26 protein-coding genes are annotated in these 24400 nt (G+C 47.7%); 18 read left to right on the top strand and 8 right to left on the bottom strand.

Going from position 1 to position 24400, the window contains the following annotated elements:
- Positions 1-9 precede the first annotated feature (9 nt).
- The 4 genes from KNO72_RS07870 to KNO72_RS07855 all read left to right on the top strand — a co-directional run bounded on the left by KNO72_RS07870 (position 10) and on the right by KNO72_RS07855 (position 2728).
- Positions 10-945, top strand: coding sequence for a hypothetical protein (locus KNO72_RS07870; RefSeq protein WP_214691413.1), 936 nt, complete (start codon positions 10-12; stop codon positions 943-945).
- Between the two features lie 5 nt (positions 946-950).
- Positions 951-1448, top strand: a complete 498-nt coding sequence (locus KNO72_RS07865) for a peptide-methionine (S)-S-oxide reductase (RefSeq protein WP_214757731.1) — start codon at positions 951-953, stop codon at positions 1446-1448.
- A 97-nt stretch (positions 1449-1545) separates the two neighbouring features.
- On the top strand, positions 1546-2067 hold the full coding sequence (locus tag KNO72_RS07860; RefSeq protein WP_214757703.1) for a sigma-70 family RNA polymerase sigma factor: 522 nt from the start codon (positions 1546-1548) through the stop codon (positions 2065-2067).
- Positions 2057-2728: a DUF3600 domain-containing protein gene (locus KNO72_RS07855; protein WP_214757701.1), complete on the top strand. Its 672-nt coding sequence runs from the start codon at positions 2057-2059 to the stop codon at positions 2726-2728. The genes KNO72_RS07860 and KNO72_RS07855 overlap by 11 nt, the downstream gene beginning before the upstream one ends.
- Before the next feature lie 227 nt (positions 2729-2955).
- Here KNO72_RS07855 and KNO72_RS07850 read toward each other — a convergent pair whose 3' ends face one another.
- Positions 2956-3198, bottom strand: a complete 243-nt coding sequence (locus KNO72_RS07850; protein WP_031424128.1) for a hypothetical protein — start codon at positions 3196-3198, stop codon at positions 2956-2958.
- Between the two features lie 20 nt (positions 3199-3218).
- Positions 3219-3851 (bottom strand): HNH endonuclease family protein, encoded by a 633-nt coding sequence (locus tag KNO72_RS07845; protein ID WP_074035207.1) that lies wholly within the window; start codon positions 3849-3851, stop codon positions 3219-3221.
- 280 nt (positions 3852-4131) lie between these two features.
- Between KNO72_RS07845 and KNO72_RS07840 the strand changes: the two genes are divergently transcribed.
- Positions 4132-5325, top strand: a complete 1194-nt coding sequence (locus KNO72_RS07840) for a DUF4317 domain-containing protein (RefSeq protein ID WP_015880257.1) — start codon at positions 4132-4134, stop codon at positions 5323-5325.
- 241 nt (positions 5326-5566) lie between these two features.
- Here KNO72_RS07840 and KNO72_RS07835 read toward each other — a convergent pair whose 3' ends face one another.
- Both KNO72_RS07835 and KNO72_RS07830 read right to left on the bottom strand, forming a co-directional pair.
- Positions 5567-7012: a DEAD/DEAH box helicase gene (locus KNO72_RS07835; protein WP_214684927.1), complete on the bottom strand. Its 1446-nt coding sequence runs from the start codon at positions 7010-7012 to the stop codon at positions 5567-5569.
- Between the two features lie 117 nt (positions 7013-7129).
- The gene (locus tag KNO72_RS07830) at positions 7130-7903 is read right to left on the bottom strand and encodes an aminoglycoside 6-adenylyltransferase (RefSeq protein ID WP_214684928.1); all 774 of its coding nucleotides are present in this window, start codon (positions 7901-7903) and stop codon (positions 7130-7132) included.
- Between the two features lie 94 nt (positions 7904-7997).
- On the opposite strand from KNO72_RS07830, the gene KNO72_RS07825 reads away from it, so the two are divergent.
- The 5 genes from KNO72_RS07825 (at position 7998) to KNO72_RS07805 (ending at position 14636) form a co-directional block, all read left to right on the top strand.
- Positions 7998-9071, top strand: a complete 1074-nt coding sequence (locus KNO72_RS07825) for an alpha/beta hydrolase (protein WP_214757699.1) — start codon at positions 7998-8000, stop codon at positions 9069-9071.
- Positions 9068-11842, top strand: coding sequence for a glycoside hydrolase family 3 protein (locus tag KNO72_RS07820; RefSeq protein ID WP_214757697.1), 2775 nt, complete (start codon positions 9068-9070; stop codon positions 11840-11842). The genes KNO72_RS07825 and KNO72_RS07820 overlap by 4 nt, the downstream gene beginning before the upstream one ends.
- Positions 11843-12088: 246 nt before the next feature.
- Positions 12089-12355: a CD3324 family protein gene (locus KNO72_RS07815; RefSeq protein WP_078145985.1), complete on the top strand. Its 267-nt coding sequence runs from the start codon at positions 12089-12091 to the stop codon at positions 12353-12355.
- 122 nt (positions 12356-12477) lie between these two features.
- Positions 12478-13128, top strand: coding sequence for a FusB/FusC family EF-G-binding protein (locus tag KNO72_RS07810; RefSeq protein WP_214757695.1), 651 nt, complete (start codon positions 12478-12480; stop codon positions 13126-13128).
- Between the two features lie 137 nt (positions 13129-13265).
- Complete coding sequence (locus KNO72_RS07805; protein ID WP_214757693.1) at positions 13266-14636, top strand: alkaline phosphatase; 1371 nt, start codon at positions 13266-13268, stop codon at positions 14634-14636.
- A gap of 51 nt (positions 14637-14687) precedes the next feature.
- Here KNO72_RS07805 and KNO72_RS07800 read toward each other — a convergent pair whose 3' ends face one another.
- Positions 14688-15131 carry a hypothetical protein gene (locus KNO72_RS07800; protein ID WP_251028297.1) on the bottom strand — a complete coding sequence of 148 codons (444 nt, stop codon included), beginning with the start codon at positions 15129-15131 and terminating at the stop codon, positions 14688-14690.
- A 146-nt stretch (positions 15132-15277) separates the two neighbouring features.
- On the opposite strand from KNO72_RS07800, the gene KNO72_RS07795 reads away from it, so the two are divergent.
- From KNO72_RS07795 to KNO72_RS07780, 4 genes are all read left to right on the top strand, one after another.
- Complete coding sequence (locus KNO72_RS07795; protein WP_214757689.1) at positions 15278-15943, top strand: HAD hydrolase-like protein; 666 nt, start codon at positions 15278-15280, stop codon at positions 15941-15943.
- 62 nt (positions 15944-16005) lie between these two features.
- On the top strand, positions 16006-16500 hold the full coding sequence (locus tag KNO72_RS07790) for an LURP-one-related/scramblase family protein (protein ID WP_214757687.1): 495 nt from the start codon (positions 16006-16008) through the stop codon (positions 16498-16500).
- A 13-nt stretch (positions 16501-16513) separates the two neighbouring features.
- Positions 16514-17056, top strand: coding sequence for an NUDIX hydrolase (locus tag KNO72_RS07785; RefSeq protein WP_214757685.1), 543 nt, complete (start codon positions 16514-16516; stop codon positions 17054-17056).
- Positions 17031-17600, top strand: coding sequence for a DUF1349 domain-containing protein (locus KNO72_RS07780; RefSeq protein ID WP_078145990.1), 570 nt, complete (start codon positions 17031-17033; stop codon positions 17598-17600). Before KNO72_RS07785 ends, KNO72_RS07780 begins: the two co-directional genes overlap by 26 nt.
- Before the next feature lie 41 nt (positions 17601-17641).
- On the opposite strand, the gene mprF is transcribed toward KNO72_RS07780, so the two are convergent.
- Entirely contained in the window at positions 17642-20134 is a 2493-nt protein-coding gene (mprF, locus tag KNO72_RS07775; protein WP_214757683.1) for a bifunctional lysylphosphatidylglycerol flippase/synthetase MprF, read from the bottom strand.
- A gap of 173 nt (positions 20135-20307) precedes the next feature.
- Between mprF and KNO72_RS07770 the strand changes: the two genes are divergently transcribed.
- The 4 genes from KNO72_RS07770 (at position 20308) to KNO72_RS07755 (ending at position 23193) form a co-directional block, all read left to right on the top strand.
- Positions 20308-20856, top strand: a complete 549-nt coding sequence (locus KNO72_RS07770; RefSeq protein WP_214757680.1) for a bifunctional transcriptional activator/DNA repair enzyme AdaA — start codon at positions 20308-20310, stop codon at positions 20854-20856.
- Positions 20853-21746: a DNA-3-methyladenine glycosylase family protein gene (locus tag KNO72_RS07765; RefSeq protein ID WP_214684942.1), complete on the top strand. Its 894-nt coding sequence runs from the start codon at positions 20853-20855 to the stop codon at positions 21744-21746. Before KNO72_RS07770 ends, KNO72_RS07765 begins: the two co-directional genes overlap by 4 nt.
- Positions 21733-22215 carry a methylated-DNA--[protein]-cysteine S-methyltransferase gene (locus tag KNO72_RS07760; protein ID WP_214684944.1) on the top strand — a complete coding sequence of 161 codons (483 nt, stop codon included), beginning with the start codon at positions 21733-21735 and terminating at the stop codon, positions 22213-22215. The genes KNO72_RS07765 and KNO72_RS07760 overlap by 14 nt, the downstream gene beginning before the upstream one ends.
- 114 nt (positions 22216-22329) lie before the next feature.
- On the top strand, positions 22330-23193 hold the full coding sequence (locus KNO72_RS07755; RefSeq protein ID WP_214684946.1) for a DegV family protein: 864 nt from the start codon (positions 22330-22332) through the stop codon (positions 23191-23193).
- A 26-nt stretch (positions 23194-23219) separates the two neighbouring features.
- Here KNO72_RS07755 and KNO72_RS07750 read toward each other — a convergent pair whose 3' ends face one another.
- On the bottom strand, positions 23220-23762 hold the full coding sequence (locus tag KNO72_RS07750; RefSeq protein ID WP_214757678.1) for a histidine phosphatase family protein: 543 nt from the start codon (positions 23760-23762) through the stop codon (positions 23220-23222).
- Positions 23763-23789: 27 nt separating this feature from the next.
- Positions 23790-24251, bottom strand: coding sequence for a DUF2691 family protein (locus KNO72_RS07745; RefSeq protein ID WP_214757676.1), 462 nt, complete (start codon positions 24249-24251; stop codon positions 23790-23792).
- Between the last annotated feature and the right edge of the window lie 149 nt (positions 24252-24400).

The following is a 24400-nucleotide window of genomic DNA, read 5'->3' as shown; positions in this document are numbered from 1 at the left end:
GGAATTAGCATGAAGCGTTTAGGAATCAAAATAGGTGTCGTATTACTCGTCATCATCGCAATCTTCATTCCCGTAAACGAGTTCGTGAAAGAGTCGTGGGAATATAATAATAACCGAGCTGTCCTTGCCTTCAAGGAAGACCCTCACCCGGTCGACATCATCAATTTGGGGACGTCCCATGCGATGTACGGGTATTCATTCAAGTCACTTGGATTATCGCATCTGGATTTGGCGTTACCGAGTCAGCCAATCGAATATGACTTGAAGATGTTAAAAGAATACGATGAACATCTGAAGCCAGGTGGGGTCGTGATTGTCTCGTTATCACAAATCACCTTCAGCAATTCGAACGTCGGTCGGAAAGAAAACTACTATCGCGTCTTGGAACGGGAAGACTTGGAGTCGGTCAGTTGGTTCAACTACTATACACACGAACGCTTCCCTGCATTGAACAGTGGGAGCGCCTACGCCGCCATTTCCCGGGAAATCCGAGATTTCCGCTTCGATGCGCATAAGCCATGGGAGAATGGGGGGCTGAACTATTCCGAGCGTAAGTATGAGGAAGTCGCCGCCCAATATGAGAATGCCGTGAACAATCACGAGATTGAAGAGAATATGGCATATTTACAAGACATCATCGATTATTGCAAGAAGCAAGGCTATCGCGTCGTCTTAGCGATAGAGCCGGTCCATTCATCGTATCATGCGTATTTTGACGAAGCGATCATGGAACGTCTCGTGTTTCAGCACCTAGAGAAGCTGGATTTAGATGTTCCTTTCCTCAATTACATGGGGGATGAACGGTTCATTCACAAACAATCCTTCTTCCATAACCCGGACCATTTGAATGGGGACGGGCGAACGTTATTGTCTACGCTTGTTTATGAAGATTTGAAGCGATTGGGGTATATTCAAGATGAAGATGATAATATGGAACGGGAGTGATTCCAATCGAAACAATCTATTTAGCGGGCGGATGTCTATGGGGCGTCCAGGCATTTGTGAAGACGTTACCCGGCGTCCTCTCGACCGAAGCAGGTCGGGCAAATGGGACGACGGACACGTTGGACGGGGAATATGACGGATATGCGGAATGTGTCAAAACGACGTTCGATCCGGATGTGGTGACGGTCGAAAAATTGATGCACTATTTATTTGAAATCATCGACCCATACAGCATCAATCAACAAGGAATCGATGTCGGCGAGAAGTATCGGACGGGTGTCTACAGTGAGGAGTCACGACACTTGATGGAGGCGCAAGCGTTTATTGATCGACGATCGGATGCGGATCGAATTGCTGTTGAAGTGAAGCCGCTCACGAACTATGTGCGAAGTGCGGACGAGCATCAGGACCGCCTGACACGTTGTCCGGATGATTATTGCCATATTCCGAAAGACTTATTAACAAAATATCAGAACGTATCATCATCAAAGCGTCTCTTCTGAGATGCTTTTTTTCATTTTTTCCCAAATGAGTAAAGCTAAATGGATGCGTTTCATGTCTAATGAGTGTAAGGGAAAAAACGAAAAGGGGGGACGTTCGATGAAACGTCTCATTCAGAAAGCGCAACGAGGTAATGATCAAGCTTTCTTAAAGATCTTTCAGCATTACGAGGCCGACCTATATCGGATGGCCTATGTATACGTCAAAAATCCGGATGATGCGCTCGACGTCGTGCAAGAAGTCGCTTATCAAGCATTTAAAAAGATCGGAACGTTACGGGAACCACAATTTTTGAAGACATGGCTGATGAAGATTGCCATCAACTGTGCGCTCGATGTCATGAAGAAGAGACAAAATGTGATTCATTTGATGCCGGAGTTTGAAGAGTCAATTGGAAGTACGGAAACGGATTACGCGATAACGATGACACTCGCTGACATGATGGATTCTCTTCATGAGGATGAGCGAAGCGTGGTCGTGTTGAAATATTATCAAGACTACACGTTTCAACAAATTTCAGATTTATTGGAATGGCCGATTGGGACGGTGAAGACAACCTTATATCGAGCTGTCGATAAATTGAGACGAGAATGGAAGGAGGTCGATTGCTATGGATCGTGAGATGAAACGGATGTTGGCAGACATCGAAATTCCAAGTGAACTGCGTGAACGCAGCCGACAAGGTGTGAAGCGAGCGAAACAAGAGATGCGCCGGGAACCGGGATTTATCCGTCGACGGTTGATGACGGTTGGAATCGCGGCGGCACTCCTTATTCCGACAGGTGCCTTCGCCTATCAATCCCTCTTGGCGGATGAGTTTTATGGTTCATTTGACGAGATGAAAGTACATATCGTCAGCGCCACTTTAGAAAAATATTTGTTATTGGACGCCAAATTGAATCAAGCAAAGGGAGTATTGGGTAAGGCAGAATATGAAGAGTTCAAGCAAGGTCTGAGCGTCTTTACGGATACGCGAATCGCCTATGGAAATGCGAACGGAAATGTCGATTATGAAGCGATTCCGAAGGCGGAACGAGCGGAAGTGAAGCAGGCACTTGCTGATCTTCAACCATACTTCGATCAATTGAACGATCAGCCTGCTGCACGTGATGTGTTGACTGCTGACGAATATGACGCATATATCGAAGCGCTTATGCGAGAAGAATCGATTCGAGTACGTGCTGGGGAGTATGTCGAAGATATGCCGGATGAGTTGCGACAGTCTTATGAAGAGGCAATCGCGATTATTCGAGAGGTCGATCGGAAGCAACAACAAAACTAGTCATGGTTCATAAGGATGGGAAAATATGTTATCTTCATCATGTTCTAATTCAGAAAATGAAAAAGAGGTACAAACATGTTTACATTCGGAATCATTGGTGGTGCAAGTCTTCTTTTAGTGGCGTTCGTCTTCGGCGTGACATATCTTGTCATCCGATCCATTGTAAAAATGATGAAAAAGTAAAAGAAGGAGGTGGTCACTCAAATCGAGTGATCAACTCCTTCTTTTTACGTCCGTTCGAGAACATTCACGAGCATCTGATGGATGACAGTATGATCGTTCGGGTCATGAAGCTGATAGGGACTGCCGGGGAGCGTATATACATCTTTCGCTCCGACGTACGTGATGTGGAGTGTCAAGGAACCATCTTCCTGACACGCCGTCGTCAGTTCCAACTCACCACTGATGACACCGACTTCTTCCGTCATGACACCGTGGGTTGCCTTAAAGATCGAAGTGATTTCGTTCATTCGAAGACTCCTTTTCTCACTCAGTAACTGCAAGCATTGATGGCTGTCGTGAGTGCTGACTTCTCTGCTGATTGAAGGCTCAAGCCCCAACGACTCTTCGTCTCGACCCACATCTTCGCATACGCACAGCGAGCGCCGGTGCGAGGGGGTTGCCATGTCGACGGATCTTGGTCTCCTTTTGAACGGTTCGATGAAGCGGACACCGCAATCAATTGAGGACCGTTCAAGTCGTTCGCAAAGCTTTGACGTTTGGTCGTCGTCCAGCTACTTGCCCCAGAGCGCCATGCTTCAGCGAGCGGAACGACGTGGTCGATATCAATGTCAGAGGCTGAGGTGAACGTGATTCCGTCATAGTAACTGTACCATGAGCCAGTCGCAACCGGACATTCGTCGACGACCGAGTCGGCGTCTCGTTTCAAGACGATGTGACGTGTGTTACAACCACTTCCTTGACTCGACCAGTGCGGGAAGAGGTCACGACTATACCCCGTCATCGACCCTTCATTTTTGACAGTGAGGGCATTCAGTTTCGTGAGCGCGTCCGCTTTCGATGGGATGTTCGGTGGGAAAGCAGAGACTGGTGTAGCGTCAAACGATGCGGAAATCCAGACGAGCAAGGCGACAAGTGCGACAGACATAAGTTTCTTCAACATATAAAGCCTCCTACTATGTATTTGGAATGAACACTTGTCGAGCAAGTGGGCAACCTTTCATCAAACAACTAGTGAGACAAACATCACGCGATAAATTCAACTTGATCATACACAGGACGATTTTGAAAAAGTGTGAAAATCTGCAAAATGATTAGAAAGACTATCGCAAATCCTTCTCTAGCATTAATGGACAATCCGGTGTTATTTCTTTGGAACTAGTGAGCGATCAGGACTGGTATAATGGGTGACATGGATGGAGAGAAAAGAAGAGGTGGATGGAATGAACAAGAAAGAGATTGCGGCGATTCGCCGACAGTTTAAAGTAAATGCGACAAAGCTAAAGATTGCTGACTTATATACGATTTACATCCGACAGGAAACGAATGAGATTTATTACGAAGAGTTGCGTCCGTTCCCATTCTTAGAAGAAGAGCAGCAGGAGCTGTTTTTGACGAACTTCAAAAAAGTGCTCGGTGGAAAACTTGATGAAAAACTGTTCGAAGTGAAGTTCCAATATCCTGAGGAAGGTCAAGTCGACCATACGCAAGGCTTGCTGTATGAAGGACTTCGTACGGAAGAGACCGACGTCTGGACGGACTATATGCAACGCATCGCGTTGAAGATGGTGAAAGACACGCCGTTTGAGAAGGATATGGTCGTGACGTTCATCCGGGGGAATTATAATAAGCCGACGAACCGGTACTCGGAAGAGTCTGAGATTCACGCGAACGATGAGGTGTATACGACGAAGTTCATCCTCGGCAGCATCAGCCCGACAGAGCTTCCGAAAAAATCACTCGTCTTTGACTTCGTCGAGCGGGAGTTCAAAGCCAGCTTGATTGTGAATCCGATCATCAAACTCGAGGCGCCGATCGGCGGATTCTTATTCCCGTGCTTCACGGACAACGCGGCCGATGTGAACCATGTGCTTTATTCGGCACACAAAGCGCATCAACCGGATATGACGTTCATTGAGAACGTGTTGAACGGTTCGGAGATTGTCACGGCAGTGGAAGAGAAGGCGGTCTTCGAAGAAGTGGTCAAAGCGGTCATCGGAGAAGAAGTCAATTCCCGGACTCTCGCGACCGTTTATGATGAGATCAATCAAATCATTGTCGCCGAAGAAGAGAACGAACAGGAAGAAGAGAGAGTAGCGATGCTCGACTCCCGTGCCGTCGAGGTCGTCTTACGGGCGAGTGGTGTGGAAGATGTGACGACGGAGAAAGTCGAGCAGGCGTTCAAGCAAGTCGTCGACGATACGAAATATGAGATGAAAGCGACGAGTGTCGTTCCGAAGTATACGTCAAAGTCGATTAAAATCAATACGAAAGTGGCCAATATTTCCGTCAGTCCACAAGACTTGAAATACGTGAAGCAAGTGAACTATAAGGGGAAACCGTGCTTGTTGATTGAAGTGGAAGAGGAGACAGAGATTGAAGGGTTCAAACTCATCTCGGAAGAGTCGTTAGACTAATCGAGCATGTTGCAGTGTTTCATAAGTGAACGTTCAAGCTAAGAGTCCAAGATGTAAACCTTGGGCTCTTTTTTGACAATCAAGTGAGGAAGGTTGAATTTAAACTTTGATACAGGTATGATTCAGGTGAAAACGTTTTCTAAAAACTATATTTTTTTAGTGTTTATCGAAAACGCTTTCGGAATTTATGGAACAACAAAAAACCTCAAAGACGAATATCATCTTTGAGGCTAGAGTTGTATTATTTACGCGCTTTGCTTACTTTTAATTTCTTCCCTTTGACCGGCGTCGTCTCCATCGCTTGAAGGACGATTGAACCTTTTCCGTTCAGAATATCGACGTACGTCATCTGATCATTGATTGTGATGATTCCGATGTCGTCAGCGGATACGCCAGGGATTTTGGCGATCGTTCCGACGAAGTCGACGGCGCGAAGTTTTTTCTTCTTCCCGCCACTGAAGTGAAGCTTCATGATGTCCTGGTTAATACGAGCTGTCTTGTTGTTTCGAACGACGCGTCGTCCGCTCAACTTCTGCTCAAAGGCATCTTGGTTAGCTGCAACTTCCGCTTCTGTCGGCGCATCGATCATCGGAATCTCGAATTGAACGTATGATTCGATAGCTCCGATGAGACGTTCTTCCTGACGGGTCATGAGCGTGATTGCCGTTCCTTGTTTGCCGGCGCGTCCGGTACGACCTGTCCGGTGCACGTAACTTTCCTTTTCGACAGGAACGTCATAGTTGATGACGAGTTCGACGTTGTCGACATCGATTCCACGTGCTGCGACGTCTGTCGCCACGAGGTAGCGGAAGTTACCCATCTTAAATCCGTTCATGACGGCGAAACGGTCCTCTTGCTCGAGTCCGCCGTGAAGGCGTTCAGCCGAGTAACCGGCTTTGTCGAGCTCGGCGTACACCGTGTCGACGTTCTCTTTTGTCCGACAGAAAATTATACAGCTGTCCGGGTTCTCGACGACCGTGATGTCTTGAAGCACAGCCAGTTTCTCGTTCCGGTGAACCGGTAGGAGGCGGTGCTCGATTGTCGAAGCGGTCATGCCGGTCGATTCGATCGCGACACGTGCCGGAGTATTCATATGCTTCTGGCAGAGACGTTCGATATCTTGTGGGAATGTTGCAGAGAAGACCATCGTGACGCGGTCTTTCGGCAACTGTTGAAGAATCTTCTCGACGTCGGCGAGGAAACCTCGATTGAGCATCTCGTCCGCTTCATCGATGATTAAGTATTCGACGCGGTCGAGTGAGAGGGTCTCACGCTCGATATGGTCCATGACACGACCTGGCGTACCGACGACGATATGTGTCTTTTGCTTCAACTCTTCACGCTGTTTCGAGAACGGTTCTTTCCCGTAGACGGCAGTCGCTTTGATTCGTTTAAAACGTCCGATGTTCGTCATGTCTTCCCGTACTTGAACGGCGAGTTCGCGTGTCGGTGTCAAGACGAGCACTTGGGGTTTATTTTCGGCCCAGTCGATGAGCTCGATGACCGGAATCCCGAAAGCAGCTGTCTTTCCGCTTCCGGTCTGTGCTTTGACGATTAAGTCTTCGCGCTCGAGCGCACGCGGGATGACCTGCTGTTGTACCTCAGTCGGTGATTCGTATTTCATAATGCCTAGCGCGCGCGTGATCTCGTCGCTCAGGCGATAATCAGTGAATTGCTGTTTGTTCATGGGTAACCTCATTCTTTCGTGAAAACTTCTGCTTCAGAAAATTTCAATGTCTATTTGCAATACCCCTCATTATACATGAAAGCGAGTCAGAAGTCGTTCGAAGGTCAATATTCATTTTTACAAGGTGAATGAATAGAGTAGTGTTTCATCTTTTAAGAATTGTGGGTGATCTTGCATAGACTGAAGAAACAGTATCTGAATTTTTTCGCGTGATGCTCGGATGCTCGTGATATCGATTGTATGAGGGAACGTATCTAGATAACTCTGAACAAATAAAGATTGCAACGTATGGTATGCCTTAAATTGATGAGCTTTCTTTTCTTCTTTCAATGTCTGCACGAGGAGTGTCAGGGACCTTAACTCTTCAAGCATATTGAGCGCATAAATGAAGTTGTTTCGTTTTAGTTCTTTTTCTAGTGCGTGACTCAGATAGAAAAATTCAAATGAGGGATCTATATGGAATCGGTAAGGCGTTTCTTGATTTTGAAAAAGCTCATCCTCTTTTGTCATTTTTGCTAAAACTCTATCATCTTTGTCTAATATGACTCGCCATAAAGGAGAGCGAACCGTTAACTTTTCCAAAGGGACAATCGAAACATTGAACTCAAGCCCGTTTTTAAGAATAACGATGAGCAGAAAAATATCAGACGAGAATTTTTTCTCTTTTACTATGATGTGATCAAGTGTTGAAAAATATGTAGCCAGTTCTTCTTTTACATCAGTTGAGCTAACGTGTAGGGAACTAGCAACCATCAAATCGATATCCGAGTAAATATCTTGGTATCCATTCACACCAGAACCTAGCTGAACCACGCCCTCTACATTAACGTTGTTTTGTAACTCTTGAATAAATTGAGTCAAATGTCTATCCCGAGTTTCTGCGCTATACATATAGATTCTCCTTTTTTAAAGATTAGTACCGTATTCTACCAGGTGAAGCAAATTCCTTTTTTGATTGATTGTTTTTACGAAGGAGTGAAGTGAAATGAGTCTCTACGCACAATGGATGGAATCACTAAAGTCTACAAATCATGTTGTCGTTTCGAACCACCTCGAAACCATCATCAAGCCCATACCGGATTCAGACCGTACCGGCGACCTTGACCCACGTGTCTTTGCGACGTTGACCGCAAATCATTCTTCACACGATGAACCGGATACAGCATTTGACCTCGAGGTGGCACGTGCCAGCATGGGGTGGCCGAACCGGGATCAGACGACGACTGATATCAAAACCGAGTATCTCATGATTCCTAGTGAGGATGATGACATCCCGGTTCGTCTGTATCGTCCGCATCATACTGAAGCCATCCCAGCCATCCTCTTCTTCCATGGTGGCGGTTTCTTCGGCGGAACGCTTGATACGGTCGAGAATCCTTGTAAATTGCTTTCGGAACGGGCGAACGCGGTCGTCATCTCCGTCGATTATCGTCTTGCCCCGGAGCATCCGTTCCCGGCCGGATTGAATGACTGTTACCGCGCCTTTGAATGGGTACACGCACATTCGAATGAGTTGAACATCCTGAAAGACCGAATCGGCGTCGCCGGAGACAGTGCCGGAGGAAATTTGGCGACGGCTTGCTGTCTGATGGAACAAGAACGAGGGGAAGGACGCATTTGTTATCAAGCGCTCGTCTATCCCGTCGTCAATCTGGGATCGATTCCGACAGATGATTTTAAATGGGCGCTCGATGCTTATGATATCTCGCATCATCACGACCTAATTCGAGGTGTCGTGCTCGCCCTCGCCGACTCGGATTCGCTATTAAATGACCTCTATCTTCAAGGTGAGGTGGATGTCACGCATCCGCTCGTCTCACCATTATTCACAGACGATGTCTCAGGCCTACCACCGACTTTGATTGTGACGGCGGAGTACGATTACTTACGACTCGAAGGGGAGGCGTATGCGCGGAAACTGGCACGAGCGGGTGTCCCGACACGCCTCATTCAATATCGGGGGATGGACCATGCCTTCATGGACAAGTTGGGAGACTATCCACAGGCAGACGATTGTATGAATGTAATCGCAAAAGGACTTAAGGAGCTGACGAAATGAAACAGTATACATTGGATTGGACTCGTTATGAGGAATTGGCACGTCAAGCGGTCGCGGAAGGTGTCGTGTTAGTCAAAAACGAACAGAAGACCCTCCCATTACAGTCAGGGACGAAGCTCGCCGTATTTGGTCGTAGCCAGTTCCATTACTACAAGAGCGGTACGGGCTCAGGCGGGATGGTGAACGTCGGACATGTCACGACGCCGCTCGAGGCATTGCGCGAGCGTCCAGATATTCATATCAATGAATCGCTCTATGCGACGTATGAGGAATGGGTGAAGGAGAATCCATTCGACCAAGGTGTCGGTTGGGCCGGTGAACCGTGGTCGCAACAAGAGATGGACGTAACGGACGAACTCGTCGAACAGGCGGCACAAGAATCAGATGTCGCCCTCATCATGATTGGACGTACGGCAGGAGAAGACCGTGACAACACGGCCGATCGGGGTAGTTTCTTATTGACGGATATCGAACATACGATGATCGAGCGCGTCACGAAACGCTTCGACAAGACGGTCGTCGTGTTGAACGTTGGGAACATCATCGACATGAAGTGGGCGAAGGAGCCGAGTGCCATCCTCTATGCATGGCAAGGTGGGATGGAAGGTGGAAAAGGACTCGTCGACGTGCTCGTCGGAGACGTGAGTCCTTCCGGGAAACTGACGGATACGATTGCCCGATCCATCGAGGATTATCCGTCGACGAAGAACTTCGGTCACGCGGATAAAGGAATTTATCAGGAAGATATCTATGTCGGTTATCGCTACTTCGAGACGTTCGCGAAAGATGACGTTTTATACCCGTTCGGATTCGGACTGTCTTACACGACGTTCAAAACGGAGGTCAAACAGACTAAGGAAGTCTATGGCGCCCTAACGGTTGATGTGGAAGTGACGAACACGGGTGACTGTGACGGGAAAGAAGTCGTCCAACTCTACGTCGAGAAGCCACAAGGGAAGCTCGGGAATCCGCTTCGGTCATTGGTAGCGTTCGAGAAAACCTTGCTTCTTGAACCGGGTGAACAACAAACGCTTTCGTTCAACGTCCACATGACTGACTTTGCGAGCTACGACGACTCTGGCTTGACGGGTCATGAATCGAGCTTCGTTCTAGAAACAGGGACATATCGCTTATATGCCGGAACGGATGTGCGTTCGGCTACACTCGCTTTCGAAGTCGAGCAGCAGGAGCAACGTGTCCTCGAGACGTTAAGCGAAAATATGGCGCCTGTCCTCCCGTTCGAACGGATGAAACCAATTCAAGGTGAACAGGGATTTGAAGTGGGCTACGAGTCGACGCCGCTTCGCGCCGTTGACGTCGAGACACGTTATTTGGAAGAACGCCCTGAGACTAGAGTGTTCACGGGTGACCAAGGTATCAAATTGAGCGATGTGTATCATGGAAAGGCGTCACTTGACACATTCTTAGATCAATTGACAGATGAGGATTTGGCGACAATCGTCCGCGGACAAGGGATGAACTCACCGCGTGTCACGCCGGGGACAGCAGCTGCGTTTGGCGGTGTGTCCGACCGGTTGAACGAGCTTGAGATTCCAGCTGCGTGTTGTGCCGACGGTCCATCAGGCATTCGCATGGATATCGGGACGAAGGCGTTCGCACTTCCGAACGGGACGCTTTTGGCTTCCACGTTCAACGTCAATCTCGTCGAAGACTTGTTTGAGATGACTGGGCTTGAGATGCGAAAAAACCGCGTCGACACGTTGCTCGGACCAGGAATGAACATTCACCGTAACCCGTTGAATGGTCGAAACTTCGAGTATTTCTCGGAAGATCCGCATTTGACTGGGAAGATGGCGGTCGCTCAATTGAACGGCATGCATCGTGTCGGGGTGACGGGAACGCTCAAACACTTCAGCGCCAATAACCAAGAAGCGCATCGTCACGATATCGACTCGGTCGTCTCGGAGCGGGCGTTACGCGAGATTTATTTGAAAGGGTTCGAGATGGCCGTGAAAGAAGGACGCGCATCGTCCATCATGACGACATACGGCGCGGTCAACGGGATCTGGACGGCTGGTCTATACGATCAAAATACGCGTATCTTACGTGATGAGTGGGGCTTTGAAGGCATCGTCATGACAGACTGGTGGGCAAAAGTGAACTTCCGTGAGGATGAGTCGGCCAATCGTCAAAATACGGCAGCGATGGTTCGCTCACAAAACGACTTGTACATGGTCGTCGACCGACCGGACCTAAACTCGTTCGAGGATAACACGATGGCATCACTCGAAGAAGGGATTGTCACACGGGGCGAGTTGTTGCGGAGCGCGCGCAATATTTGTACGTTCATCTTGAAATCACCGGCGATGGAGCGTCTTCTCGGGATTCATGACGGTTCAGTCGAGGTGCTCGGCTTTGAGGATGAGATGAATCAACAGGATACATTTGAGTTGGATTACCAACATCTCGAAAACGGGGAACATGTGGATTTGTCAGGAATCGATACCTCGACTGGAAACACACACGTCTTCGCTATCTCGGTCGACCAAACGGGGACGTATGACATCACGTTGACTGCCCGTTCGAACGCGGGAGAGTTGGCACAGATGCCGGTGACATTATTTGCGAACAATATCCCGGGTGCGACGTTCACGTTTAATGGGACGGACGGAGAATGGGTGACGCAGACGAAGCAGGTCTTCTTCTTGAACCAGCATAATTATCTCCAGCTCTATTTCGCGTTAAGCGGATTAGAAGTGAAGGACGTGTCCTTCAAGCTCGCAGATGAATTCAGTATGAAGAACGGCTGAGCCGCCCTTTTGCCGATTCATTGAATACTGTATAATCAAAAGAACGACACATCGTAAAGGAGGCGCATACCCGTGGAAAATCGGCTTCGATTTTCTAGGTCTTCACGCACTCATGCAAAGCCATTTGGACGAAAGGCGATCACTTGCATGGGGCGAAACGAATACCTTGATCGCTTGATTTTAACGTAAACCACTTGGCTTTGCTCCCTTATCGGATTGGATTCATTCAATAAGGAGCGAGGTATGATGAAGTACGTCAATGCGCAACATATCCTGCCAGAACGATTGTTGCAAGAGGTGCAACAATACGTACAAGGTGAAACGTTATATGTGCCGACCCCGACTGACACGAAACGGAAATGGGGGACGGTCAACGGTGGAAAACAATTACTTGAGGAACGAAACGAAGCCATACGCGCAGCGTTTCGGAACGGAGAGCGAATCGAAAATCTGGCCATGTCCTATCATTTGGCGACGCACACGATTCGAAAGATTGTATACCGGTCGACATGAAGGAGGTACGACTAGTTCGCTAGTCGTGCCTTTTTAGGTCGACTATATTTCTTAATCAAAGTGTACACAGTAAGGAAGCATTGTTTCCTGTAAACTGAGAATGAAGGAAGGGGGGCGACAAAATGTCAGATCCATTTATTCAAAACGAACAATATAATCTCATAAAAGAACAAGTGATGCTCGTCAAAGAGAGTCGAATACAAAGCCTGCCGCCTTCTGTCTTGCGAGCAGTCATCGACTTGGCACAATCGAAAGTGATGTATGCATTCCCTGAGGCAACGACTGAACAACTAAAGCTGTTACAGTTCACAACGCTACAGACGAACGAAGCGTTCGACGAATATATGCAACGATTACGAGAATGGGTTCAACCATTTCCCGTTATTTCTGCCGAGCAACTGAAGAGTTTGTTCCCGAAACAAAAGAAGCTTCGTTTACCGGAGTTATCCGATGTTGATTTTGGACGACTCACGTATCTAGGTTGGAACGATGGACGTTCCAATCAAAAGTTGATAATTTGCCAATACGAAGGTCAATTGATTGGCATTGCATGTAAACCGAGTACGAATACGAAGAAAAATATATGTGCCTTTTGTAATCAGTTCACGGATGTGACGTACTGCGTTACGATCACCAAAGCGAAACAAGCGAAAAATCCGGACTATTACAAAGCCATCGGCACATATATATGTGTCGACAGTAAGACGTGCAACGAACACATCACGAACCAAGAGGCATTGCATACTTTTGTTCATACAGCGTTACGGGCCTGACGAGAGAGTCAGGCTTTTTATGTTGTTGAAATGGCGGCATTTACAAAAACCATACAGGGCTGTATTCATTCTGAAAATGTATCTTTACAAAAGTTCGTTAGGCTACAGAAGTAGCACATATTCGGGAGGGTTTACAGATGAAAAAGACAATGAAGAAGTTCGTTCCACTCGCAGTCGTGTCGACGCTTGCGCTCGGGGGAATCGTTGGTGTTCAACAACAAAACGAAGCAGAAGCAGCAAAGGATTCAAAGAATCATAAGGCGAAAAACGTCATCTTTATGATCGGGGACGGGATGGGCGTGCCGTATACGACAGCACTTCGTTACATGAACGATGATGCAGAGACGGTGGAGATGGAGCCGACTGCCTTCGATCCACATTTGGTGGGCATGCAGTCGACGTATCCTGAAGACGATGCGGAGAACGTGACCGACTCGGCGGCGGCCGCAACGGCGATGAGTTCGGGTGTGAAGACATATAACAACGCGATTGCCGTTGATAATGACAAGACAGACGTGAAAACGGTACTCGAACAAGCGAAAGAGAACGGTATGTCGACAGGACTTGTCGCGACGTCAGAAATCACGCATGCGACACCGGCATCTTACGGCGCGCACGAGGAGCAACGTAAGAGTGAGAATGCGATTGCCAATGATTACTATGATGATTTGATTGATGGGGAACACAAAGTCGACGTCATGCTCGGGGGCGGAACGAAGTTCTTCGAACGCTCAGACCGGAATATCGCCAAGCAGTTCCAAAAAGACGGCTACAGTTACGTCACGTCAGCAGAAGAGATGAAGCAGGACGATAACAAACAGGTACTCGGTCTATTCGCGGAAGTCGGATTGGACAAGATGATCGACCGTGACAAGAAACAACCGAGCCTCGCGGACATGACGACGTCCGCTCTCGATCGACTGAAAGGGGACAAGGATGGATTCTTCCTCATGGTAGAAGGAAGTCAAATCGACTGGGCCGGACATGACAACGATGTCGTCGGCGCAATGAGCGAGATGAAGGATTTTGAGCAAGCGTTTGAGGTCGTTCGTGACTTCGCCAAAGAAAACGGTGAAACGTTAGTCGTTGTGACGGCGGATCACTCGACTGGCGGCATTTCAATCGGGGCGGACGGGAACTATAACTGGGATCCGACACCGATTCAAGCAGCGAAACGCACACCGGACTTCATGGCGAAAGAAATCGAAGCTGGAGCGGACGTAGAAGCTGTCTTACGTGAGAACATTGATTTGGAATTGACGTCTGAAGAAATTACTTCTGTGAAGAAAGCGGCTGAGACGAATGACGTCACGAAAATCGACAATGCCATCGAGAAAATCTTCGATCAGCGTTCGGGAACGGGCTGGACGACGGACGGTCATACGGGTGACGACGTGCCGGTATATGCGTTCGGACCACAACAAGAGAAGTTCGTCGGCATGAGTGATAACACCGATCAGGCGAAACGAATCTTCAACTTGTTGAAGAATAAAGGGAAAATCAAATAAGTAAGTGGATATGCTAAGACTACGCGGAATTCCTGCGTAGTCTTTTAATTGTTAATACATTTCTAGTGATTTGATTGTATGTTTTAGTACATCTACGTTTTCATTTTCCCAGCCCAATCGATTTACTGCATTGATAAACTGTCGTGTTGCTTTAATAAGAGCAACTTTCAGTTCTTCAATTGAAACGATACCGATTTCCGTCTTCATTTGACCATCTTTCGTAAATGATAATTCGAGTTCAGACAAAGATATTTTTTTGGCTGATATAGAAAGGGGACCATCCATAAATGGAAACGAATGAATAGATTTTAGTGGAGCGTGTAAAATCGCCCGACAGCTGTCAATCCACCATTTTAATATAACAGCAACGAAATCAGACCAACCGACTCCCGGGAAATAATCGTATGTATCAATGACAAAGTTGATTTCACCAATAATTTGACCGGAGTACGTTAATGAATCAAGATCAATCTCGATGGAAATTTGATGACACATCAATGTTTCACCTCGTTTGTTTATATGTTTTGACGTTCTAATATCATTAAGAGCATCTTACTCGAGCGATAAGAAGTATGAAACGATGAGTTGAATTGACAGAAGTTGTCGTATGATAGACAGACAAGCCATGAAGGAGGAAGCGGATGAAACACGCAGTGATTTTTGATATGGACGGAACATTGTTTCGGACAGATTTGATTTTAGAGTTGGCGTTGGATGAAACGTTTGAACACCTACAAAAAAATGGAGAATGGGATGGGCCGACACCGATTGACGAATACCGAAAGATCATGGGCGTACCATTGCCCGTTGTTTGGAAAACCTTGCTCCCACGACACGACGAACAAACTAGAGAAGAGGTCGATGCCTATTTCTTAACACGACTCATCAAAAACATCGAAAACGGGAATGGAGCATTATATCCGGGGGTACTCGAACTGTTTGAACAATTGTATCAAATGGGGCATTCCATCTTCGTCGCAAGTAATGGTTTGGTGGACTATTTACAAGCCATCGTCACGCACTATGAATTGGATCGTTGGATCACAGCAACATACAGTATTCAACAAATCGACACGTTGGATAAGGCCGATTTAGTGGCTGGAATCGTGAAGAAGTATGAGATTCAGGACGGCTTCGCAGTCGGAGACCGATTATCGGATATCTCGGCTGCACGAGCGAACGGACTCATTTCAATCGGCTGTCGTTTTGATTTTGCGCAAGAAACAGAATTGAAAGAAGCGGATTATATCGTGAATCATTTATCGGAAGTACTCGACATCGTTCTAAAGGAGACGGTTTCGCTATAAGTGAATCGATTTCGAGGTTGGTCTCGTAAGTAAAGGACTACAACAAAATCGGAGGGATTATCATGCACACGCTCTACATGAAACAAAAAGTGTTCAGTCTACGCGGGCGCTTCACTATCAAAGATGCGGACGGACATGATCAATATTTCATCGAAGGTAGCTTTATGAAGTTTCCGAAGTCGTTTGAAATTAAAGACATGAACGGTCAGACGGTCACAACGATTACGAAAAAGACGTTCAGTTTTTTGCCGAAATTTTTTGTGGAAGTGGACGGCACAGATATGATGACCATCTCGAAAGAGTTTTCATTTTTCAAACCGAAATATTCCATCGATGCGGCCGGGATCGATGTCCAAGGAGATTGGTGGGACATGGATTTTGATGTGACGAAGAACGGACATTCGATCGGAAGTGTACAAAAGAAATGGTTCTCTTGGGGCGATAGTTACGAGATTCGTGTCGAAGAACCGGAGATGGAGCACCTTCTTATCTCTATCGTCGTAGCCATCGATTGCGCGAAAGCAGATCAAGCAGCGGCATCTAGCGCAGCAACATAAAGGGGAGTATCGAATGGAATTTTGGGACGTCTATACGGTCGACCGAGAAAAGACCGGTCGCACGTGGCAACGCGGAAGTCGATTGCCGAAAGGGGAATACCATCTTGTCATCCACGTATGTATCTTTAACGAGAAGGGCGAGATGTTGATTCAACAGCGCCAACCGTTCAAGGATGGTTGGGCAAACATGTGGGATATTACAGTCGGTGGAAGTGCCACGGTAGGAGATACAAGCCAGCAAGCCGCGATGCGGGAACTCGAAGAGGAGATTGGGCTCAAGCTTGATCTATCTCAGACACGACCGCATCTGACAGTCAATTTTGACGAAGGATTTGACGATATCTATTTGGTCGAAATGGAAGTGGATTTGAACGAGCTGACACTTCAAGAATCTGAAGTGAAAGCCGTGAAGTGGGCGGATGAGGCGACGATTCTGCAGATGATTCAACAGCATGAATTCATACCGTATCACACACCGATGATACCGTTACTGTTTGCCATGCGAGGACAATGGGGAGGGATAAATCATCATGCATACGTACAAGTGGATAAATGAACCAAAAAGCGTGAATGGATTTGAACCGCTCACTTTCCGCACTTTGCCAGACACAGACTTTTGGCGAAATACACATTACGGATTCAACCGCATGACGGCGCATGCACGACTAACAGACGTCAAAGCCAAACGATTTACATGTCGGGCGACAATCCAAATGGAACCGAGCCATACATATGATCAGGCCGGAATCGTCTTATATGTGAATGATGACCATTGGATCAAGACGTCTGTCGAGTACATTCCGGACGGACCGTCCCATCTTGGCGCAGTCGTCACCTCGTTTGGCTATTCGGATTGGTCGACACGTGATTTTTCAAATGACATGGTTCGCAATCCGTTGACGTTTGAAATCGTGTATACAGATGGAGATGTGGAGATTTTCTTTGAATATGGTGAAGATATGCGTGAACAGCTTCGCATCGCCCATCTTCATGACGTATCGACATTACGTATCGGTCCATATGCCTGTAGCCCGGATGTGAATGCGACAGGTTTTGACGTGACATTTTCGAATTGGGAACTACGGGAAGCATCGACGTGAGTCTAAAAAAAGGAATTTCTCATCGTGAGAAATTCCTTTTTTTAGCGTTTTCGACTGATCAATCGTGCTGTCCGTAAAATTGATGGCAACAATTTACGACGCTGGCGGAACGCAAGATAGCGTCCTTCCCAAGACGGTTTGAATTTCTGCTTGAACTGTCGCAAGCCACTAAACGGATAGATGTAACTGATATTTTCAAAAATGTCGGCGGCGACGCGCTCCGGCCAATGGGAGAACGTCTGCTCTCCGACGGCGGCAAGTGGTGCCACGCCGAGTCCGACATGATCATAGCCTTCTGCGCGAGCCCATTCGATGATGTGAAGGATCAATACTTCAATCGATCCGGTCGGCGCATCATTTTTCGAACGCATCAAATCGATGGAGATGGCCCCGTCTCCCCGGAGTAGCGAAATGAAAGCCACGACGACACCGTCCGCATCTCGCAACAAGGCAATCGGATAACGTGTCAACGTTTCATAGTCGAAGAATCCGAGAGAGAAGCCTTTCTCATTTCGATTCCCAATCCATTCGTCTGAGATGTCTTTTAACTCTTGTAACAGCAAGAGGCTTGGTTCACAGACGATGTCGAACGTGATTCCTTTCTTCTCAAACTGATTGTAGAGAGAGCGCATATTTGCACGCTTCTTCCCGGATAAGGAGAAGGCCGAGACGTCAATCGTTGCCTCTTCCCCTAATTTGAAGAACGTGAACCCGGCATCATGAAGGCGAGGCATCCAATTCGGTGTAATTTGATAAAATAAAGAAATATACCCGATTCGATCCGCATCTTCAATGAATCGCGTCAAAAGAGAAGTCGCAGCCTGCTTCTCGCCTTGGATATCACCAAGGACGATGGCATGGTTCCGAGACGTCGCAAACAACAGACACGCATCTCCGGCCTCATTCATGTAAAAACGCTTATCTGCCATATGGGCCAAGTCAAAACTGCTCGATGTGGGCTGTGTTGCTTGGAACTGTCGGATGCGATGTTCATCATAGGCCTCTCCAAGCGCCGGACGTTTCCAACGATCGAACAAGAGCAGGAGTACACTTGCTACGATTGAAGTTAACAATAAGACGAACGTCGTCAACCAACCGGCTTGATGCGATGTGAAGAACAAGTCGTCTGTACCAGCGAATGACTGCAATAAGAGGGCGTGGGTGCCGACATAGAGCAGGACGTAAATCAAGCTTCGGATGAGACGTCCTGTCGTTAAAATCGAACGGTATCGAACGTGTCGTTTGCGTGTCAACCAGACGAACATCGCAAACCCGATGACGACGAACGTCTCAAACAGGTTTAAACCACGAGCGATGACCCCGATGGTCGCCAAGATGAAGGCAGTGTTCAGTAACCAGAGCGTTCGTTTTGTCCGCACATACATGCCATAGACAGACAAAAACATGAGAAGTCCGGCACTCAATAAGAAAAGGGTCCCAATCCATTCAAACCAGCGATTCACTTCATAGAGCGGCGTTACGCTCGGGAGAAGCGTCTGGAACCAAATCAACAGACTGCTCATGAGTGCGATGAGACTTCCAGTCAAGCGTCCAATCCTCGCAAGCGTCCGCGAAACGATGCGCCAGACGACGGTCCCAATCTCATAAGAAGACCCGATGATTGGTCGATACTCGATTTGTTTGACGACCTGATCTCCGAACGCGATGGCTGCGAGAAAAAGTCCAATTAAAAAGGGAACGACAAAATAAACGAATCGATAGATGATTAGTGAAGACAAAACGATGTCTTGATGAATCCCAAGTTGAGTCATCCCAACGAGATACAGTAAGTCAAACGTTCCAGCACCCCCAGGGACGAGGGAGACGACACCGACGACCGTCGCGACAATGAATACCCCGAAGAGTTGCACGAACGAGGCCGACCCGTCTAGTAACGTCAAGGCATAAATGGCGACGAATCCTGCGGTGACCCATTCTGCGAGCGAGGTCATCGTGTACCCGAGCAGAGTGGACCACCCGACATTTGATCGGCGTGATGTGACGAACAAATAAAATGGGAGCATCGCACTCACGGCGAGTAGCACCGGCCAAATCCATGGTTTCGTACCGATAAGCCCGCCAGCCGGGAAAATCCCGAGGAGCACACCGATGGAAAGAATGGACAGACCACTGATGAGTGTCGGGGTCATCCAGCCGATGGCACGGAGTAGGCGTTTCGTATCCGTATAGGGACGGTAGAGGGAGGTACGAAGGGCAATCCCAATCACGCCGCCGAAGCCGAGCATCCCGTTCATCGAGTTCGTGATCCACGCTGTTTGAACGATTTTTCGTTTCGGTAGCTCGATATGTAAAGAGCGTAGCAGGAAATAGTCATAGCCCGTCATCGTCAAGACAGCGATCCCACCGAGTAGGATGAGTGTGAACTGTTCCCAACCGGTCAGTTGTTTCAGTGTCGTGAAGGCGGTCGCGAGCGAGAGGTCTTTCAACTCTTGTCCGCTCTGAATCAAAATCAAGCCGATTAACGCTATAGGAATGAGCCATTTTAATTGTTTCCATGAAAAACGAGTACGCATTGCGATCTTCTCCTTATCTGCCATAGGACTGACAGCAGCTTCTGTCTAAATCGTACTATAGGATACGATTGAAATCTGTAAAACGTTTCAAAAAGAGGGGATTGTAAGCGCAAGAAAGAGGACGAAATGTTGATTTTAGATTTGCTACAGTGAGAGAAGAAAGGGGTGTGGAGATGTTGACGTTTGACGAAAAGTGGGCGAAAGTGCTCGCCTGCGATGCAACTTATGACGGATTGTTCTATACAGCCGTAAAAACGACAGGGATCTATTGTCGACCATCGTGCCGATCCCGCAAACCGAAGAAAGAGAACGTTGATTTTTACGTAACGAGAGAAGAAGCGGAGACAAATGGATTTCGACCGTGCAAGCGATGTCAGCCAGAAGTCGAACACGCCCCACACCGTGCGCTCGTTCAACAAGTGACGGCGTATCTCGTAAACCATTATAAACAACCCATTCGCCTTGAACAGATTGCCGAACACGCCCAACTGAGTCCCTTTCATTTGGAGCGGACATTCACCCAGGCGACAGGAGAGACTCCGAGGCAACTACTTGAACGGATTCGAATCGACAAGGCGGCTTATTTATTGCGAACGACCGACATGAGTAATCTGACGGTCTGCTATGAGGTCGGGTTTCAAACACCATCGAACTTTTACCGTGTGTTCCGACAAGTAAAAGGCTGTACACCGAACATGTATCGAAAAGAAGAGGACCTATGACAGAGATGCTACTTGCTGTTCAGCAGCCGTTTGATTTTCAAGAGTGTCTCGTCTTTTTAAGTCGGTCAGAACAAGAAGTGCTCCATGTGACCACACCTGACACGGTTCGAAAGTTGATGCGAATCGGGGAACGGCTCATCCTGATCGAGCTTCGAGAAGAGGGGAATCACATTCATGTACGGTTCCCTTTCGATGAAGTATCAGAGACAGAAAAAGAACGTGTCGCACGTGAGGTACGAGACTGGTTAGACCTTGATCGTGATTTAGCGCCGTTTGAAGCGATGGGTGAAGAGGATGAATTGCTGGCTCCTTTGATTGAAGCACATCGCGGATTACGGATGATTGGCTTTCCAGATTTGTTCGAAGCACTCGTTTGGGCCATCATCGGGCAACAGATCACCTTGTCGTTTGCGTATACGATCAAACGACGCTTTGTTGAACGATATGGAGACCATCGAGTCGTCGAAGGAAGAGCGTACTGGACGTTCCCGTGGGCGGAACGAATCGCCTTGCTCGAACCGGAAGAATTACGTGAGCTTCAATTCAGTCGCAGGAAAGCAGAGTATGTCATTGATATTGCACGGGAAATAACGAATGGAGACCTGTCAAAAACGGCTTTACAATCACACTCTTCAGCTGATATCCGTCAACGGTTACTCGCGATAAGAGGTGTCGGAGCATGGACGGCAGACTATGTGTTGATGAAGTGTTTTCAGGACGCATCAGCCTTTCCGATTGCGGATGTCGGATTGCATCAAGCGATTCAGCATCAGTTAGGGACAGCGAAGAAACCAACGATTGAAGAAGTGAAGCGCTACGGTGAATCGTGGCAAGGTTGGGAAGGATACGCGACATTCTATCTGTGGAGGTCATTATATGGGAACGTATAAATTAGACGTGGAGACACCGATTGGCGTCCTAGAAATCATCGGGACGGAGCAGGTCGTTCAATCGATCTTATTCGTCGAACGGGAAAGCAAACGAAGTATGGAGCAAGATGTACCAAATGTATTGCGACAGTGCCGGGATGAACTAAACGCCTACTTTCGTGGCGAGCGTATGACGTTCACGTTCCCGACTGAGCAAATCGGGACAACGTTTCAGCATGACGTGTGGGATGCGTTACAAACCATCCCGTATGCGGAGACGGCTTCTTACCGCGAACTTGCCGAACGCGTGAAGCGACCTACGGCTGTTCGCGCAGTCGGAGCAACGAACGGACGCAACAAACTGAGCATCGTCGTGCCTTGTCATCGCGTCATCGGATCGACTGGGAAATTGACGGGCTATGCCGGTGGACTTTGGCGAAAAGAATGGCTCCTGCAACATGAAAAACAAGTCGCACATCACCCCCAGTAAAAAACATTTCCCCCTCCAAATCTGCTACACTAGAAGAGGTCCTATCGTGACGTCGGAATCGACGAAGTTATAGGATGATTCCCGTCACTTATGGAGAAAGTTTTGGAGGAATGCATGATTAAATTATTAGCAGATTCAACGTGTGACTTATCGGATGAAGTGCTTGAACGGTACAACATCGGGGTCGCGCCGTTGATCATCACCATGAACAATATGTCTTACCAGGACCGGGTGGATATCCAGCCGGATGATTTTTACGGAATGTTGGAAGCGCTCCCGGAATTCCCGACGACGGCGATGCCGAGCCCGGCGACGTTCTTGAAATTGATGGAAGATGCGGTCGCTGCCGGCCATGAGGAGATTTTATGTATCTGTATGTCGAGCGGGACGAGCGGCTCGTATCAATCGGCGGTCATCGGAAAAGAGTACTTTGAAGAAGCGCATCCTGACTCACCTGTCAAAATCTATGTCGTCGACTCTCGTTCGATGAGTCACGGTAGCGGCTGGCTGTTGCTGAAGAGCGCACAGATGCGTGAAGCCGGTTCGACGTTCGAAGAGCTCGTTGATTTCAATGAGACGTACAAGACAAAAGTAAAACACTTCTTATCCGTAGATGACCTCGACCATTTGATCAAGAGCGGACGGCTCTCAAACGCGAGTGCCATTATCGGAAAACTACTGATGGTAAAACCCATCATGAGTATGAAGAACGGGAAAGGTGCCATTGTTGCCAAGGAACGAGGCACCCGTAAAGTGCTGAAGCATTATACGGACGAGTTCGTGAAACGCGTCAACCCGGACATCACGAATTTCGTGATCATCGGGTACACATCGGACCAACGGATTGCGGAGAACTTAAAAGCGAAGCTCGAAACCGAAACCGATTTTGCCGGCGAGATTTACCTCATGCAGATGGGTGTCTCGGTCGGGACACATGTCGGGCTTGGTGCCATCTCGATGTTTTTCGTAGAGAAGTGACAAAAGCCGTCTCATCGCGAGACGGCTTATTTGTTTGGCCAAATATGCTCGATGACCGGTGTGCTGTCGTGATAATCGAGACGATAGACATCTGGGTTACGCATCTTACGCCATGTCTCAAAGTCATATTGCGGGTCGAGATGTTGCAATAAGAGTGCGAGCAGATTGCCGTGTGTCACTAATAGGGTCGAAGCATGCGGAGCTTTGGCGTGCTCGACGACTTGTAGGATGCGCTGCGTCGCCTCCTCAGCCGATTCGGCACCAGGCAACTTGAACGTCGGGTCGCTGAACGACTGACGTAATGGGGTCAGCCAGTCTTCGAGCGGTTCGTGAGATAGGATGCGTTCTCTCAGTAACGGTTCACGTTCAATCGAGAGGTGATGAGCATCGGCGAGTGGCGTGACCGAAGCGACTGCACGGGTATAATCGCTTGAGATGATTTGATCAATCGGGATTTCATGAAAGAAATCACGGAGCAGGTGCGCTTGTTCATGCCCCGCTTCCGTGAGCGGGGCGTCAGGTTCTTGGCCCGCGGCTGAGCAGTGGCGAATCAAATAGAGTGTGGGCATCTGGATTCTCCTTTTCAAAACGCTCGATTACCAGCAAGACAAGCGTGTCATCGAGTCATTATGACTTGTGATGTAGGTGATCTCCTCGAATCCATGCAAAGAAGCATTCTCGTAGAGGGAATTGAGCATCTCTTGGTCTTTACAGTAGATTGTGACGTCTTGACTGTCGATCACCAATAGAGCGAATTCACAGGTACTATGTAAAAAGTCTTCATACGTTACGATTTCCGAGGACATATTCGGTTGGAACGCCTTGATATCAACAAAAATCAAATAATGTTCATGTTGCGTGAGCAGTTCAGCGAATTGACGACCATCGATTACGGTTGAATCCGAAAACAATAGGCAATCCAGTTGCCCATCTTTCACAATGTACGATTCCTCATCAACCACTTTCCATTGGTATCGATCAAGAGGGATTGGACTTAAGATTGTTTGTAGAAATTGCCCATATTGATTGGGTATTGTAAAACGTAAACCACGTCTCAAAAGAACACCTCCTTCATTTGATGGGATCATCCCATTTTCATAAAAAGTTTCAGCACAAAAAATCATACATAACCCTTATCATTCATCACAAAAGAGTTATAATCGGTATAACGATTATAAAATATACGATTGAGGAATGGGGATTCTTC

Source organism: Exiguobacterium sp. s123, from assembly GCF_018617075.1.
GTDB lineage: Bacteria > Bacillota > Bacilli > Exiguobacteriales > Exiguobacteriaceae > Exiguobacterium > Exiguobacterium profundum.
The sequence above is the reverse complement of the archived record's forward strand: the minus strand, read 5'-3'. Positions and strand labels throughout refer to the sequence as shown.